Raw genomic sequence first — 15,153 nt, 5'->3', positions numbered from 1 at the left:
TGTTGGCTCACTTCAGTAAATTACAGTGCTTTGCGCTCAAACCCAAACCAAGAAAAATTTTAAAAGCGCTGCTTTGCAACGCTTTTAAAATTTTTCTTGTGGTTCGTTTGATCGATAATTGCTGTAAAAAACAAACCCAGTAAGATTTTGAGATGCCCAAAATGGCAACGCCATTTTGGGCATTGGGATTACGAAGTGCGATCGCCAGAAGTCAGCAATAATTTCAACTTGAGATCGATTAAATTAATATTCGCTAAGCCAATCTGCACATCACCTTCGAGAACAATACCAGTACTGATTAAGCGATCGAGCAATTCTAAAATTGAAGATTCACTAGAAGATTTATCGGGATAGTAGGAGCCAGATTTAGGAAGAAGTTTGCCAAATTCTCCTAAATCGAGGTTGAGATCCGCAGGATCGATATCGAGAACATCGCAAAGATTGAGAATCTGCTGCTCTAAAGCCTGTAAACTATCGGCAGCCCTTTCAATTTCTGATTCTGTCAACTTTTCAGCATCCATGCGCCGAATTACTTGAGCTTCCATTAGCTGGCGCAATAGTTCTACTAAAGTAAGAATTAGGGGGGCTAGTCCCGATTTTTTAGGCTTGACGATTAAACTATCAGGATTACCATTGTTATCGGTCATATCACTTATTTATGAATTGTTCCTATCTTGCCATGATCAATCGACCAAGTCTGATCTGCCATTTCATTGAGTTCTTCAGGATCGTGGGTAACGACGAGAATTGTCCAATTTTTTTTAAGCTCTTGCAAAATACCCAGAATTTGTTTGCGCATTGACCAATCTAAGCCTGCGGTTGGTTCATCCAGTAACAGCAGACTGGGCTGGCGAATTAATTGTACGGCGAGGGCTAATCGCCTCTGCTGACCACCGCTAAGGGATTGCGGTGAATTGCTAGGATTGAGATGACTGAGTCCCACTGAGCTTAAAGCACCTTGAATGCGATCGCCATCTAGATCGATATGTCCTAACCTGAGTTCTTCTAGAATAGTACTCCCACAAAAATGACGTTCGGGAAACTGAAATACTAAACCACATATTTGCTGCAAGTGGTCGGGCATTAGTTCCTGCGATTTCCAATAAATACTGCCACTATTCCATTCTACAAATCCTGCCAAAATTTCGAGTAATGTACTTTTGCCAGAACCACTAGGTCCCACCATCAGCCCCAATTGCCGATCCTGTAATTCAAAGGATATGTTGTTAAGGATTGCCTCAGGAGTAGCGGATGGGTGATAGCAAAGATTGTGGATGGAGAGCATAAATTTGGCAGCTATAGAATAGAAAAGTTGCGCTTTTCTATTCTATAGCTACCGTCAACTGTATCATCATAAACCTCAAAAGAGGGTTGCTGCGCGGAGCGCGGCAACCCTCTTTTTATACAGTGCAGAGCAATATATCTAGCTAGCTAGATAATTTCGCCAACTCTTCACAGGCAATTTGATATTGCTTTTCAATTTCCACTAATAACTCAGTTAATCCTTCTTTGTCTCCTTGCTTTCCCTTTAGTTCGACTTCAAGGCACAATTTCCCCAATGCTTTTGCACCCAAAATATTGCTACTTCCTTTTAAGGTGTGAGCGCCATAACTCACTTCCTTAAGATCGTTGTTAGAGATTGCTTGCCGCAGATTGTACAATAATATCGGAGCTTCTTCAGTCGTGAATAAGTTAATCATCCGTCCGATGAGCTTAGGATTAATTTGTTCGAGATTTTTGATGGCAGCTCGATCGATAACGGAGGGGGGATTTGATTGCATATCTTTATCTAGGTCGATCGCTTCATTACTATGTCCTCCTAACGTCCATTTTTCAATAGTCCGTTGGAGTGAATCCATCATGATTGGCTTACTGATGTAGTCATCCATACCTGCTCGTAGGCACATTTCGCGATCGCCCTGCATCGCACTCGCCGTCATCGCAATAATCGTGGGACGTTCGTAACTGATATGTAATTCATGCCAATGATTGACTAGATAGGCGGCAGTTTCTAAACCATCCATTTCAGGCATCTGCACATCTAGCAAAAGTAAGTCATAATGGCTAACCTGTACCGCTTCTAACACGGCAAGCCCGTTATCGACCACATCGGGTTGATAGCCCATTTTAATCAGCATCGCCATAGCTAGCTCTTGGTTGATCAAGTTGTCTTCAGCAATCAAAATCTTTAAGGGAACGCGATCGCCTAAGCGACTACCAAGATTAGTATTATTGCTACTGGGAGCTTTATTCACCGCATCTTGCAGCGTATAACTTGGCTGACTTTTAGCAATTTGCGTTGTCATCGTAAAAGAAAAAGTAGAACCTCGCTCGTTCTTACTTTCAACTTGAATTTCCCCTCCCATATTCTCAACCAAATTTTTGCAAATTACCAATCCCAGCCCCGTACCACCATACTTGCGGGAGGTCGCAGCCGTTGCTTGAGAAAAGGGCTGAAACAGACGCTGCATTTGATCGTCGGTGATGCCGATCCCCGTATCAGTAACCGAAAACAGCAATTGAAAAGGGCGATCGGCAGTGGGAGTCTCCTCGACAGCTAAGCGAACACCTATACTTACTCCACCTATCTCCGTAAACTTCAGAGCATTGGAAACAAGATTTAGTAAAATTTGCCTGAGTCTGGTGACATCCCCCATAATAAATGGTGGTACTTGGGACTGCACGTTAAATTCAAACTTAAGGTCTTTTTCCTTCGCTTTAGACAATTGCACATCATAGATGTCGCGCACTAAAGCTCTCACATCCAGAGCCCTATTCTCTAATTCCAATTTACCAGATTCAATTTTGGAGAAATCCAAAATATCATTGACAACGGACAGCAACATTTCACCGCTTACTTGGATTGTCCGCACGAACTTATCCTGTTCGGCATTGAGTTTAGTTCCTGCTAAAAGTTGGGTCATACCGATGACACCATTGATCGGGGTGCGGATTTCATGACTCATCATGGCGAGAAAAGCTGCCTTAGTCTGTACGGCTGCTTCGGCTTCCTCTTTAGCTTTACGCAGATCTTCCATTAATTGCAGTTGCAGAAGATCCGCCTGCTTTTTAGCAGTAATATCGCGAAAGCACCAAATTAAGCCGCAAAACTTGTTTTGCTCGGAATAAACGGGACTGGTGTAATAATCAAATACGCGATCGCGATAGTTCACTTCACCACGCCTGATCACATCAGGCTCGTCGTAGGTATTCTCTAACAAATTGATCAATACGATGGGTAGATCGGATTTAATCAAGAGTGCACCTAAGGGGTCACCATTAGGTGCTGTGCAATCCTTGCGATCGCTCGCAAATACATCTTGGGATATCTCCCACATTTCACAAAAACGACGGTTAAAACTCGCAATCCGTCCCTGCTCGTCAACGGCAAAAATTCCATCAAGGGCGGCTTCCTTTTGGGCATGGAGCAGCAGGTTTGTCCGTTGCAGTTCTTTGAGCATTCCCACTCGATCAAAAACGGCTTGCGATAATTCTTGGTTTTTTTGAGCGAGGTGGGTTTGCAGACTTCGCAGTTTCAAATGTAAATTTATCCGCGCAAATAATTCGGTCATTTGCGGTGGTTTAACCACCACATAGTCCACGCCCCCACTCTCAAAGGCAAGCATCTTTTCTTGGATGCTATCGCTACTACTCATAAATATGATCGGGATATCCTCAGTAAACGTGTCGGCTTTGAGAATCCGACAAATCTCGTAACCGCTAATTTGCGGCATAAAATTATCTAATAAAATCAAGTCAGGCGGATGAGACTGGACGCACATCAATGCATCGCTGCCATCTTTAGCCGTTTTGACAATATAGCCAAGCTCCTTTAAAGCCAATGCTAGCCCATGGCGAATATTGGGATCATCATCAACCACAAGTATTGTTGATTGAGTTGCATTGATCGTATTTGCTTGCACAGCTTGATCACCTTTCGAGAGCTTGAATTTCGTACGATTTTTCTTTTGATTGGGAATTTCGTTGCTTTTGCCAATGAGCATAGCTCAAGAAAAGCTAAAGAACAACTCCAACTATTCTAAATTCATCATGCTGGCGATAAAAACTGATTTTGAATCGCCAAAGCTAGGAAAATCAATGGGTTTGCGATCAATTCGCGATCGCTAATCTAGCGAGATCTAATTCCAATTTACGAAAGTGTTGTCACACTTTCGTAAATTAAAAACTAAACCTAGTAAGTATAGGGGCTTAATTAAGTATAAAACCCCAAGACCTGCGGCGCACGCGCAGCGTGCGCCGCAGGTCTTGGATCTGGATTTTAATGATGCTGAGGTACTTAAGGGTTTTCTAGTTAAGAAATAGCGTAGCTATTTCTTAACTTGGTATTAGTTAGATTAGTTATACCAATTCACGAAAGTGTGGTCACGCTTTCGTGAATTAAATGTAAATTAAAAATCAAACCTAGTCAGGGTTTTTAAAGCTCAAAATGGCTACGCCATTTTGAGCTTTGGTATTAGTTAGATCGCGCTAAATCGACATCAAATTAACGACCACCAACGGTAATCGCATCAACTTTAATATGGGGCTGTCCGACAGTGACGTAAATACTGCCACTAATGGAGCCACAGAATCCTGCCGCAAGATCGAGATCGCGAGAACTCATAGAAATTTCTTGCATAATTTCTTTAGCATCACCGATAAGGGTTGCCCCCTTAAGGGGTTTAGCGATCTTACCCCGTTCGATTAAGTAAGCTTCATCAACCGCAAAGTTAAATTGACCTGTGGGTAAAACACTACCACCACCCATTTTTTTACAATAAATACCTTTATCAATGGAGGCAAAAAGCTCATCTAGGCTAAAATCCCCTGCTCCAATATAGGTATTGCGCATCCGACTCGCGGCGGGATAGGCATAGCTTTGACGACGACCGCTACCCGTGCGCGGATGCCCTGTCCGCAATTCACCTGCGCGATCGCTAATAAAGTTTTTCAGAATGCCCTTCTCAATTAAAAGCGTACGCTGGGTGGGCATTCCTTCATCATCCATATCAATAGTCCCAAAAGCTGCTTCCGAACGTCCTTCGTCCCAAGCAGTCAGATTTTCATGGGCAATCTTTTGCCCTTTCATCTCGGCAAAGGGGGTCGTTTTTGCTTCAATACCCGTAGTTTCGAGCAGGTGTCCACAGGCTTCATGGAAAATCACGCCACCGAACTGATTTGCCATAATTACTGGATAGGAACCCGATTCTACATAATCAGCGTAGAGCATTTTTCCTGCGGCTTCGACGATTTCTTCTACCACAGGCTCATAGTTCCAATTGCGTAAATAGCTAGGATCGCTAGTGCCACCAACTCTCTGACCGATCGCCGACCGATTTGCACCATCAGCACAAAGTAAGTTAGCCCCTACGGACTGGGTCAGGCGAATATCTCTGGCGAAGGTTCCATCGCTCGCCGCAACTAGAATTTCTTGCCAATCACGGAAATATCCCGATCGCCTTGATTGGATATGTTTACCTTTTTGAGCAAGCATTTGATTAGCCTCCAACAGAATGTCCCCCATCTCTCGCATAGGGCTGCATCGAGCGAGCCAAGCTTCTTTATCCTTTTTCGCCGCATAGTCACGGAATAGTTCGAGATGAATAGAAGGAATGATCGAATTTTGAGAGGGAAGTTGTAACCCTAAAATTGAAAGCGCCCGTTCAAGAGCGGCTTTTAGCCCCAGAAAAGTCAAATCATTGGTGCTTACATAACAATCAGACTTCCCCTTAAAAACACGAATCCCTGCTCCTGTAGAAAGACGTGGCGAAATACTGGTAATCCGATCGTCTTCTGCCAGACAACTAATATAATTGTTACGCTCTAAAAAAAACTCTACGAAATTGGCTCCTGCAGATCGACCAAGTCCCAACAGGATCGCGAGCGGAGCCTCCCATGTTTCATCAAAGCGATCGCTAACAGGAGAATATTGTAGGTCGGGTAGCTCTTTGGTCTGAAGCAGGTTACTAAGCATAATGGTTCGCTACGGTTGAATTACTATTGCAAGTGTAACAAAATCGACCAGCAACTCCGTAAATGTCTAAATATTGCGGTTTGCAAATGAATGCGAACTCATTTGCAAACAAAAAATAATCCTAATAAGGGTTTTGAGTTTCATTTTGTCTAAACTCGCAAATTACAGGGCAAATTACAGGGCAAAGTACAGGGTAAATTACAGGGCAAAGTACAGGGTAAAGTGCATTAAGTAATTAGGAGGTTAAAGTAAAATGAGGAGTAGTTAATTGAGTTACCTATAATTTTAGATAATTTTAGGTAAAAAAACTAGGTTTGCCACGGTTTTAGGCTTCTCGGCTAGTTAGAGTTTTATTTGAATATTTAGCGAGTTTTAGTACAGACATAAACCTTGCAAAATTTCAACAAATTTTGCAACGAATTAAGGCTATGAGTAACTTGTCCCGTAAATTAAATCATAGCAACGTCATAGAAGAGATGGCAAAAATTGGGATTTCGCAAAATCATTTGAGTTTCGTGATGGAAAAAGCAATAGCAAGGATGACCCTTTGTGCGGATATTTTGCAAAGCATTCGTCAATTGGACAATTTGGAAAAAATTTTGCAGGGGATCGCCTCAAAGTTATTAAATTTACTTAATGTAGCGCATGTCTCGATTTATCAGTTAGAGCACATTTCTTCTAAATCCCATAAATATCAAGTCGGTGGCAAGATTGTTGCTAAGGCGATCGCCCCTTGTTGCGATAAATTTTCCCAGAAACGGATTGAAGATATTTTACAAACAGAATATCAGTGGGGACAGGATACTACTCAACAAATAACCGATTTATATATAGCAGGGCAGACTAGATGTGGGGTTAACTTAGCTGAGATATTCCGAAGAAAGCCCTACTTACTCGTACCCATCTTGTTACCTGAACGGCAGCAAGATAGCCCACTATGGGGATTTTTGATAATTAATCAATGTACGGGCACTCCATACTCGTGGGATGAAGATGATGTGCTGATGCTCCAGCAAATAGCCATGCAGATCGAGATCGCCCTACAGCGACCAATCGTTACGGATAGCTTACAGCAACAGGTAAGAGAAGCTGAACATGCCTACGAAACTTTGTATCGATGGATGGAACAGTATCGTTATTTGATCGAGCAAATTCCCAATATGTCCTTCATCTTATTGATTGACAATGATGCAAATGCGGATTTTTCTTATATTAGCCCGCAACTACAAACCCTAGTTGGTTTGCCCCAGTCAGAATGGGGTATTGGTCATTTCAATAATTGGATCAAGTGTATTCATCCTGAAGATCGGGAGTATGTTCGACAAGAAATTTATCACACCATTGAGACGGGAAAAACTTTTTGCCACGAATATCGCATCGTTAGCAATGATGGCAAAATCATCTGGATTCGTAACAATGTTCAGATTGGATTTGCTCCTGACGGCAAGACTCAAATTTTACGCGGTGCGGCTTTTGATATTAGCGATCTCAAGGATGCGGAAGAACAATTACGTCAGAGACAAAATCTACTCAAGTTAACCATTGATAATGCACCCGTAGGAATTGCCACCTTTGATTTACACACAAAATTTCTGAATATCAATCAATCTTTTTGTCAGATATTTGGCTATAGGGCTGAGGAGTTGTTGAATATGACAGAGCAACAAATCACTCATGCTAATTCGATTGAGGCAACCCTAGCGGCTCTTAAACATTTGCAAGAGAATCAAACAACTAGCGTCAAGATTGAGAAACAATACATTCATCAAATGGGCTATGCGATCGATGCGATCAGTCGGTTTGGATTGGTGAGAGATGAACAGGGCAACCCAATTCAATTCGTTGCGGAAGTGGAAGATATTACCGAACGCAAGAGAACAGAGGCAAAACTAGAAGCGGCCAAGTTTGCCGAAGCTGCCAACCAAGCCAAGAGCCAATTTCTAGCGGTGATGAGTCATGAAATTCGCACCCCGATGAATGCGGTCATCGGCATGACCGATATTTTACAGGATACGCCATTGTCTCCCCAGCAAAGGCAGTATGTTAACACAATCCGTCAGGGTGGGGAAGTTTTACTATCGGTAATTAATAATATTCTCGATTTTTCGCGTATTGAGTCGGGCAAATTCGAGCTAGAAGAACAACCTTTCTATCTCCAAAAATGTGTCGATGAAGTTTTCGAGCTAATGACATCGCGTACGGCGGAAAAATCCTTAGAATTATTTGCGCTGATCGCTCCGAATATCCCTAAACAGATTATTGGCGATTACAGTCGGTTACGTCAGATTTTAGTAAATCTCGTCAGTAATGCCATTAAATTCACCGAAAGTGGTGAGATTATCATTACGATCAATTCACAGTTAGTCGATCTAGATTCCCATCGATACGAATTACATTTTGAGGTGAGCGATACGGGGATTGGGATTTTGCCTGAGGCAATTGGTCGGCTTTTTCAAGCCTTTAGTCAGGCTGATAGTTCCATTAATCGTCAATATGGTGGTACGGGGCTGGGACTAGCAATTTGCAAGCAGCTTTGTGAATTAATGGGGGGTAAGATCGGCGTTCAAAGTCAAGTGGGCGAAGGGTCAACCTTTAGTTTTTCAATTATGGCGCAGGCGATCGCATTCGATCGTCAGTCAGAATTTCAGTCAGAATTAATGGCGATCGCCCCTGAGATTAAAGGCAAGCGGATTTTGAGCGTCCATCATAGTCCCAGATTCCAAACAGCCATCTCTTTGTATACTGACAAATGGGAGATCGATATTCAATTTGCCTATTCAGCGATCGAAGCTTTGCAATTTTTAACCAACGAGAGTTTTGATGCGGTTCTGATCGAGCGGCAATTAGCAGAAGCCGATAGTCCAGAAGGTTTTGGCTTAGAACTAGCCCAAAATATTCAGGCAGTTTTTCCCAATCTCAAATTAGTTCTATTCAGTTCCATTAACAATACAAATTCTATTCCGATTAAATTTGCAGACTACATCATCAAACCAATTTCAGCTTCAAAACTCTATCAATCTTTTGTAAATATTTTTTCTAATCAGAACTTTAAGCTATCGAGCAATAATTTTAGCGCCCCCATATTAGATGCTAATTTTGCTAAGCGTTATCCTCTCAAAATCCTGATTGCCGAAGATAATCCGATCAATCAAAAAATTCTATGGTTAATGCTAGAAACCCTTGGCTATAATGTGACCTCGGTTGAGAATGGGCAAAAGGCACTCATTGCGATCGCCAACAATGCCTTCGATCTGATCTTTATGGATATCCAAATGCCGATTATGGATGGATTGACAGCGAGTAAAAATATTCGGCTAATGTCAATCCATCAGCCTTGGATTATTGGTTTATCGGCAAATGCATTTGTCGAATCCTACGACTTAGCTTTAGCCTCTGGGATGGATGACTACTTAACTAAACCACTGCAAACTACCAGTTTAGTTGCAGCTTTACAAAGGATTCCCCAATACCTTAATCTCCATAATAGCGAGCAGACCATCGACTTCGATATACTGGCGATCTTGGCTGATTCCATTGGCAAACAAAATTTGTCTGAATTGCTATCGACCTACCTAGAACATTCCGCCCAAGCGATCGCTAATATGAAGGGATTCTTTCTTGAGCGAGACTTTGTCATGTTAGAGGCAGAGAATCACTCTCTCAAGGGCGGCAGTGCCACCTTTGGAGCGAAGCAGTTACTATTTCTTTGTCAAAGATTACAATCGATATGTAATGAAATCATTAAGATCCAAAACTATACCAACAAGGATCTCGCAAAGATAGAATCCTTACTTCAAAATATAGAATCGGAATATCTCCAAGTCTCTCAAGTTTTCCAATCCAAGGTTGAATAAACTTCCAAGCCCAAAAGATGAGTGCCAGCGCGAAGCGCTGGCACTCATCTTTTGGGCTTGGAAGCAATTATCGATCAAACAAACCACTAGGAAATTTTTGAAAGCGTTGCTTGGCAACGCTTTCAAAAATTTCCTTGGTTTGGGTTTGAGCGTAAAGCGCTGTATGTGCTAGAGCAAATCATCAAGTTCGGCATAGTCTGGCAAAGTAGTATCGATCGCTATGCCATTTCTTAATACAAGGCGATCGGTTTGGGGGCGCGATAGCAGTTCGCTGTAACACCTTGCTTTAAAAAGCACGAGATCGGCTGGTTGACCAAGACCCAAACCAACTTCATCTAAGCCCATCAAAGCCGCAGGACGAGAAGTTACCGACTCGATCCAGTTGTCGTAGGGCGTATCTAAATGCGAGATTTTTGTACCCATACTAAAAACTTGCAACAGGTCGTGATCGCCAAAACCATAGAAAGGATCGCGGCAATTATCACTAGATAGCGCCACGCTTACCCCCGCTGCATCCAATTCGCGCACTAGAGTTACGCCACGCCAGCGCGGAGTCCGCTCGGCAACCCGATCTTGTAAATATAGGTTACACATCGGCAAACTCACGATCCCGACTCGAGCATCTTTAACGAGCGCGATCGTTTCAAGGGCAGTTTCCCGATCCTGCACAGCCAAACTACAGCAGTGACCGCAGACTATTTGCGAAGCGAAGTTATGACGCAGGCTCGCTTCGGCAATGCGGTGTAATGTCCGTGAGGAAGGATCGTTATTCTCATCAGCATGAAAATCAAGATTGAGGTGGCGTTCTGTCGCCAAGGTCAAAATCCGATCTAAATAACGATCTAATTCAGGAATCATATGGGCGATACCCCCCATAATTGCACCGAGATCGGCGATCGCATCGGCAAACTGTTCCCCCTCCTTGGTGTCAAAATAAGAAAGCTGTACCAGCGATACCGCCTGAAGCGTAATTTTCTCCTTCCATTTTTCGCGTAGTTCCCGAAAAACTTGAAAGGTGGTTTGAAACTGGTGAGGAGGACAATCGAGATGGGTGCGAATCGCTTTTGTCCCATGAGCATAACTACACTTTAGCCCGAATTCCATACGGCGATAGAGATCGTCATAGCTCCAGTTACCCTGCTCCGTACAGTCTCGATAAATCCCCTTGAGCGCACCTTGAAATGTCCCATCTAAGTTTGGATTTCTTTCCCAAGTATGTCCTTTATCAAGATGGGTATGCAAATCGGCAAAGCAGGGAGTAATCATTCCCTGCTTACCATCAATAATCGGTAAACTTTCTGTGGGAATTTCTGCAATCCGAACGCTAGGTAAAATCCCCGTTATTTTTCCATGCTGAATTTCCAGATGACAAGGAAACAACTGATCGCGTTCTAAGGTAGGAGTGAGCGGCAGATCTAAATTTTGTTCGCGAATCGAGCGATCGATAAAACAGTTAGGAATCCGAGCATTAACTATCCAGTAATGGGCAGGTAGTGAAGTTGCTGTCATAACATTCAAGGTTACAAAATCATCAATGTAAAGTAATGTCCCTATATTATGTGTTGATAAGTAGCTAAAACTTAGAAGAGAGTACCGCTTGCGTAGCAGGCGGTACTCTCTTCTAAGTTTTAGCTGTGGATTTTAATTATGCAGAGTGTAAATTAATTATGATTTTAGATGTTTAATTAGCGCGCGCAGTCCCAAACGATAGCTCTCAGCACCAAAGCCACTGATCTGCCCGATCGCGATCGGGGCAATAAAAGAATGATGGCGAAATTCTTCGCGTTTATGGATATTACTGAGATGCACTTCTACAGTGGGGATATTTACGGAAGCGATCGCATCTCTGAGAGCAACACTGGTATGGGTAAGCCCTCCAGGATTGATCAAGATGCCTTGCTGGATCTGAAAAGCAGCATGAATGGCATCGATCAGTACGCCTTCATGATTGGATTGCAAAAAGGTTAAATCCGCACCTAACTCCATCGCATCTTGAGTTAAGCGATCGTTAATTTGCAATAAAGTCTTGCTGCCATAGACTTCTGGCTCCCGCAACCCCAGCATATTGAGATTTGGTCCATGCAAAACTAAAATTTTCATATTTTAGTTGTCAATTTTCCTATGTTAATTATCTTTTTTACTTACTTTTCTAACTTGAATTTCTTAATTTATTTCTTAACGTATTTTTTAAAGGCTCTTGCTTAACGACTCTTGCTTAGCGACTCTTACTTAACGGAATTGTTCGATAGCCGAGCTAAAGCGCATAGTCTTGGTAATTGCTTCAAGGTTTTCATGGGGACGGGGGATGACCGTGGCAGAGAGAAATAGAGCTTTATCCTTAGAACTCAAAACTTCAATCTGTTTGGCTGCTTCGACACCAGCTTCTACCGCTCTTTTGACATCTCCAACGGGTCCACGCACAATAATGGTGAGGCGAGCGCCGCTAACTTTTTCGTAGCCGACAAAAGTCACTTTAGCGGCTTTAACCATCGTGTCAGCAACGGAAAGTGCGGGGGGATGTCCCAGCACCTCAACCAAACCAACTGCCATTCCCATAAAATCTCCTTGAGCCAGTAAATAAGCTAGTTAACTAATCAAATAGGTGTTCTTATCAATCACAATCATAAATCTCAATGGTATCGATTGAATGATATGCATAGTTTATTTGCACCATAACTAATCCAAATTTCTTTGTCACACGCTGAATTACAGCGCTTTGCGCTCAAACCCAAACCAAGGAAATTTTTAAAAGCGTTGCTTTGCAACGCTTTTAAAAATTTCCTTTGCTGTAATACCAAGTTAAGAAATGGCGTAGCCATTTCTTAACTTGGTATTACAAGCCCCAAAGAGAATGACGACGCTAAGCGCCGTCATTCTCTTTGGGGCTTGTGGCTAAGACTTAGAAGAGCGTACCGCCCGCTACGCGGGCGGTACGCTCTTCTAAGTTCTAGAGGGAAATTTTAAGCAAACTGTTCGCGAATGGCTTCAATGCGCTTGCGGTTAACGCCAAGATCGGACTCGCCTAGGCGAGAAGCCGAACGTACCTCAATGATACCTCGCTCGGCATTGAGGTAAAACTCTACATCATCGACATAGCCCATCAGCGCACTCGTAAACTCAGCATAGATATAGTTACCCTCAGCCGTAATAATTTTGGTGCGGGGCATACTCAAAATCACCGTCTTGAGATCCTCAAGAGCTTTAGCGGGTTCCCCCTTATAGGTCAAGGGCGCTATTTTATGCTCTAGGTCATCGCTTTGGCTAGAGACACAGTTAGGAGAGGTGGGACAAGCAAGTAGTTTGCCGTCATTTACGCCAAGATTGGATGGGCGCTTACCAGAAAAGGAGAAAAGTGCCATAGGTGTTGCGATCGCAGAATTTAGAGAGTTTGTAATCGTGTGTGCAGAAGCGGCAGGTACAAATCCAACGTAAGCAAGGGCAACAACAAGATATAGGCTTGCGGCGATCGCGACAATTTTAGACATAAAATAATCCTCGCACAAGGTTAAAGAGGGTACCAAACATCAAAGATAGCAGAGCTAAAGAAGCGATCGCATTTCCTGCGGCGCGTTTGCTAGCCTCTATATAGTATCCCCAAGCATAGCCAATCCGCCCCACGATCCATACCGATCCTAAAATTGCACCCCAGTTCGGATTTACAAAAATACTGAATAGCCACAGACAAGGCAAGAAGATGATCATTTGTTCTAGGGTGTTTTGGTGAACTCGATAGACGCGCTCGAAGTCTTCATTACCAGTGGTTTGTGGTGGCATAATTTTGTATTTAACGCGAGCCACACCAACACCAATACCTAGACCAAAGTAAACAAGCAGAGCAACTAGCGTAACGATTGCAGGAAGTACGAGCGTTTTAATATCCATTGATTAATATCCATTGATTAATATCCATTATGGTAACGATCTAAAGGCAATCGGCACTGCGTGCCAAGCATCCCATAAAGTAAACAGGCAATTCTAGGGTAATACTAAGTAGCTAGGGGCAAAACCCCAAAACCTGTAGCGCACGCGCAGCGTGCGCTACAGGTTTTGATTCTGGGGTTTAATTATGCCTAGCTACTTATCCCAATCCCCAAAAGTGTGGCTACACTTTTGGGGATTAAAACCCAAATCCAGTAAGGGTTTTAAAATCACAAAATGGCTACGCCATTTTGTGATTTGGTATTAGTTTTAGTTTTTAAGTCACAAAAGTGTTTTCACACTTTCGTGAATTGGTATAGGGATTATGATGATTGCTATATGTGTTTTTATGTTATGCCAAAGTTTCAGCTTTATATAGGAATTGTCGCTACGGGGCTGCTGGTTAGCTGTCAGCCAAATCTGCCCCAATCGCCAACAAGCACGAGCAATCCTACTACCGAAAAAGCAATTAACTATTTACGATCGCAGCTTAATTTGTCATCTAGTATGGCGATCGCAGTGGAGTCGCAAAAGTCCCAATCAGTGAATATCAGCGATGTATGTCAAACCGTCGCCCCCACCCAAGACGGCTTAGAAATAACTCTCATTGCCGAGAATATGCGCTACATTCTCCAAACTAATCGAGATGCGAGCAAAATTGAAGTTTGTCGCTCTGAGGATGCTAAACCCGAAACTACAGGTAAATATACGGGTGCGGGCTATATCCTGCGCTACCCTGCCGAATGGAAAGCGATCGATCTGGGTTTAGAACCATCAGGGGCAAGTACTGTCATTTTTACACCCAGTCGGGAGATCGCTATGGGGGAAGGATCTAGAGATAAAACCGAATTAGTTAATAAACTACAGTTAGACCAGCAGGTCTATACGATCGTGTCTCGGCAAGCGCTGGATGGCAAAGCGATCGCCACCGACGGCGAGGAAAGAGCAAAAGATCTGGTGACAATTCCCTTTGATGCCAAGGTGAAAGGAGCAAAGTCTGGCTCTAGAAAGGAATTCACCAAGGAATTTACCAAGGAATTGCCAGCGGCGATCGCAAATAGCTCGAATAAGCAGCCTACTTCAACCCAATGGAAAGTAAAAGTATTAACCCTAGAAACCGATAAATTTGTATATAGAGTTTGCTACTATCAACCTGAAGCCAAGGACAGCCCCGATAGTCCTAACGCTAAAGTATTCGATCAGTTTGCCAATAGTTTCTCCCTCATTCCCTAAAAAGCCACAGATGGGCGACGCTTTGCGTCGCCCATTTTTATCATTGCAGCGCTTTGCGCTCAAATCCAAACCAAGAAACTTTTTGAAAGTGTTGTTTCGCAACACTTTCAAAAAGTTTCTTGTGGTTCTTTTATAGATAATTTAAATAAAAACTACAGCTTCGACTTCGCTCAG

Annotated in this window: 11 protein-coding genes; 2 read left to right on the top strand and 9 right to left on the bottom strand. The window is 42.9% G+C overall.

The window, feature by feature from the left end; genetic code table 11:
* Window positions 1–188: 188 nt before the first annotated feature.
* From AC805_RS09565 to AC805_RS09550, 4 genes are all read right to left on the bottom strand, one after another.
* Complete coding sequence (locus AC805_RS09565) at window positions 189–647, bottom strand: gas vesicle protein K (RefSeq protein WP_055075216.1); 459 nt, start codon at window positions 645–647, stop codon at window positions 189–191.
* Window positions 648–652: 5 nt separating this feature from the next.
* A complete protein-coding gene (locus tag AC805_RS09560) occupies window positions 653–1,285 on the bottom strand; it encodes an ABC transporter ATP-binding protein (RefSeq protein WP_055075215.1) in 633 nt (210 codons plus the stop codon).
* A gap of 142 nt (window positions 1,286–1,427) precedes the next feature.
* Window positions 1,428–4,004 carry a response regulator gene (locus AC805_RS27125; protein WP_055075214.1) on the bottom strand — a complete coding sequence of 859 codons (2,577 nt, stop codon included), beginning with the start codon at window positions 4,002–4,004 and terminating at the stop codon, window positions 1,428–1,430.
* 500 nt (window positions 4,005–4,504) lie between these two features.
* Entirely contained in the window at window positions 4,505–5,974 is a 1,470-nt protein-coding gene (locus tag AC805_RS09550) for a TldD/PmbA family protein (protein ID WP_055075213.1), read from the bottom strand.
* 428 nt (window positions 5,975–6,402) lie between these two features.
* Between AC805_RS09550 and AC805_RS09545 the strand changes: the two genes are divergently transcribed.
* Window positions 6,403–9,828 (top strand): PAS domain S-box protein, encoded by a 3,426-nt coding sequence (locus AC805_RS09545; RefSeq protein WP_055075212.1) that lies wholly within the window; start codon window positions 6,403–6,405, stop codon window positions 9,826–9,828.
* Window positions 9,829–9,996: 168 nt separating this feature from the next.
* Here the strand turns inward: AC805_RS09545 and AC805_RS09540 are convergent, their stop codons facing one another.
* The 5 genes from AC805_RS09540 to AC805_RS09520 form a co-directional block, all read right to left on the bottom strand.
* Window positions 9,997–11,337 carry a cytosine deaminase gene (locus tag AC805_RS09540; RefSeq protein WP_055075211.1) on the bottom strand — a complete coding sequence of 447 codons (1,341 nt, stop codon included), beginning with the start codon at window positions 11,335–11,337 and terminating at the stop codon, window positions 9,997–9,999.
* A 156-nt stretch (window positions 11,338–11,493) separates the two neighbouring features.
* Complete coding sequence (gene aroQ / locus AC805_RS09535) at window positions 11,494–11,928, bottom strand: type II 3-dehydroquinate dehydratase (RefSeq protein ID WP_055075210.1); 435 nt, start codon at window positions 11,926–11,928, stop codon at window positions 11,494–11,496.
* A gap of 129 nt (window positions 11,929–12,057) precedes the next feature.
* Window positions 12,058–12,384 (bottom strand): carbon dioxide-concentrating mechanism protein CcmK, encoded by a 327-nt coding sequence (locus tag AC805_RS09530; RefSeq protein WP_009625612.1) that lies wholly within the window; start codon window positions 12,382–12,384, stop codon window positions 12,058–12,060.
* 404 nt (window positions 12,385–12,788) lie between these two features.
* A complete protein-coding gene (locus tag AC805_RS09525; protein WP_197278683.1) occupies window positions 12,789–13,313 on the bottom strand; it encodes a DUF1499 domain-containing protein in 525 nt (174 codons plus the stop codon).
* Window positions 13,306–13,710: an MAPEG family protein gene (locus tag AC805_RS09520; RefSeq protein ID WP_055075209.1), complete on the bottom strand. Its 405-nt coding sequence runs from the start codon at window positions 13,708–13,710 to the stop codon at window positions 13,306–13,308. The genes AC805_RS09525 and AC805_RS09520 overlap by 8 nt, the downstream gene beginning before the upstream one ends.
* Before the next feature lie 390 nt (window positions 13,711–14,100).
* Here AC805_RS09520 and AC805_RS09515 point away from each other — a divergent pair, with 390 nt between their 5' ends.
* Window positions 14,101–14,979, top strand: a complete 879-nt coding sequence (locus tag AC805_RS09515; protein WP_055075208.1) for a hypothetical protein — start codon at window positions 14,101–14,103, stop codon at window positions 14,977–14,979.
* The last annotated feature ends 174 nt before the right edge of the window (window positions 14,980–15,153 follow it).

Source organism: Pseudanabaena sp. 'Roaring Creek', assembly GCF_001402795.1.
Taxonomy (GTDB): Bacteria; Cyanobacteriota; Cyanobacteriia; order Pseudanabaenales; family Pseudanabaenaceae; genus Pseudanabaena.
The sequence above is the reverse complement of the archived record's forward strand: the minus strand, read 5'-3'. Positions and strand labels throughout refer to the sequence as shown.

Excerpts from the sequence above, each read along its gene's own strand:
- AC805_RS09540 (WP_055075211.1), bottom strand. The coding sequence starts at position 11,337 with ATGACAGCAACTTCACTACCTGCCCATTACTGGATAGTTAATGCTCGG.
- AC805_RS09525 (WP_197278683.1), bottom strand. The coding sequence starts at position 13,313 with ATGTCTAAAATTGTCGCGATCGCCGCAAGCCTATATCTTGTTGTTGCC.
- aroQ (WP_055075210.1), bottom strand. The coding sequence starts at position 11,928 with ATGAAAATTTTAGTTTTGCATGGACCAAATCTCAATATGCTGGGGTTG.
- AC805_RS09515 (WP_055075208.1), top strand. The coding sequence starts at position 14,101 with ATGCCAAAGTTTCAGCTTTATATAGGAATTGTCGCTACGGGGCTGCTG.
- AC805_RS09520 (WP_055075209.1), bottom strand. The coding sequence starts at position 13,710 with ATGGATATTAAAACGCTCGTACTTCCTGCAATCGTTACGCTAGTTGCT.
- AC805_RS09530 (WP_009625612.1), bottom strand. The coding sequence starts at position 12,384 with ATGGGAATGGCAGTTGGTTTGGTTGAGGTGCTGGGACATCCCCCCGCA.
- AC805_RS09560 (WP_055075215.1), bottom strand. The coding sequence starts at position 1,285 with ATGCTCTCCATCCACAATCTTTGCTATCACCCATCCGCTACTCCTGAG.
- AC805_RS09545 (WP_055075212.1), top strand. The coding sequence starts at position 6,403 with ATGAGTAACTTGTCCCGTAAATTAAATCATAGCAACGTCATAGAAGAG.
- AC805_RS27125 (WP_055075214.1), bottom strand. The coding sequence starts at position 4,004 with ATGCTCATTGGCAAAAGCAACGAAATTCCCAATCAAAAGAAAAATCGT.
- AC805_RS09565 (WP_055075216.1), bottom strand. The coding sequence starts at position 647 with ATGACCGATAACAATGGTAATCCTGATAGTTTAATCGTCAAGCCTAAA.
- AC805_RS09550 (WP_055075213.1), bottom strand. The coding sequence starts at position 5,974 with ATGCTTAGTAACCTGCTTCAGACCAAAGAGCTACCCGACCTACAATAT.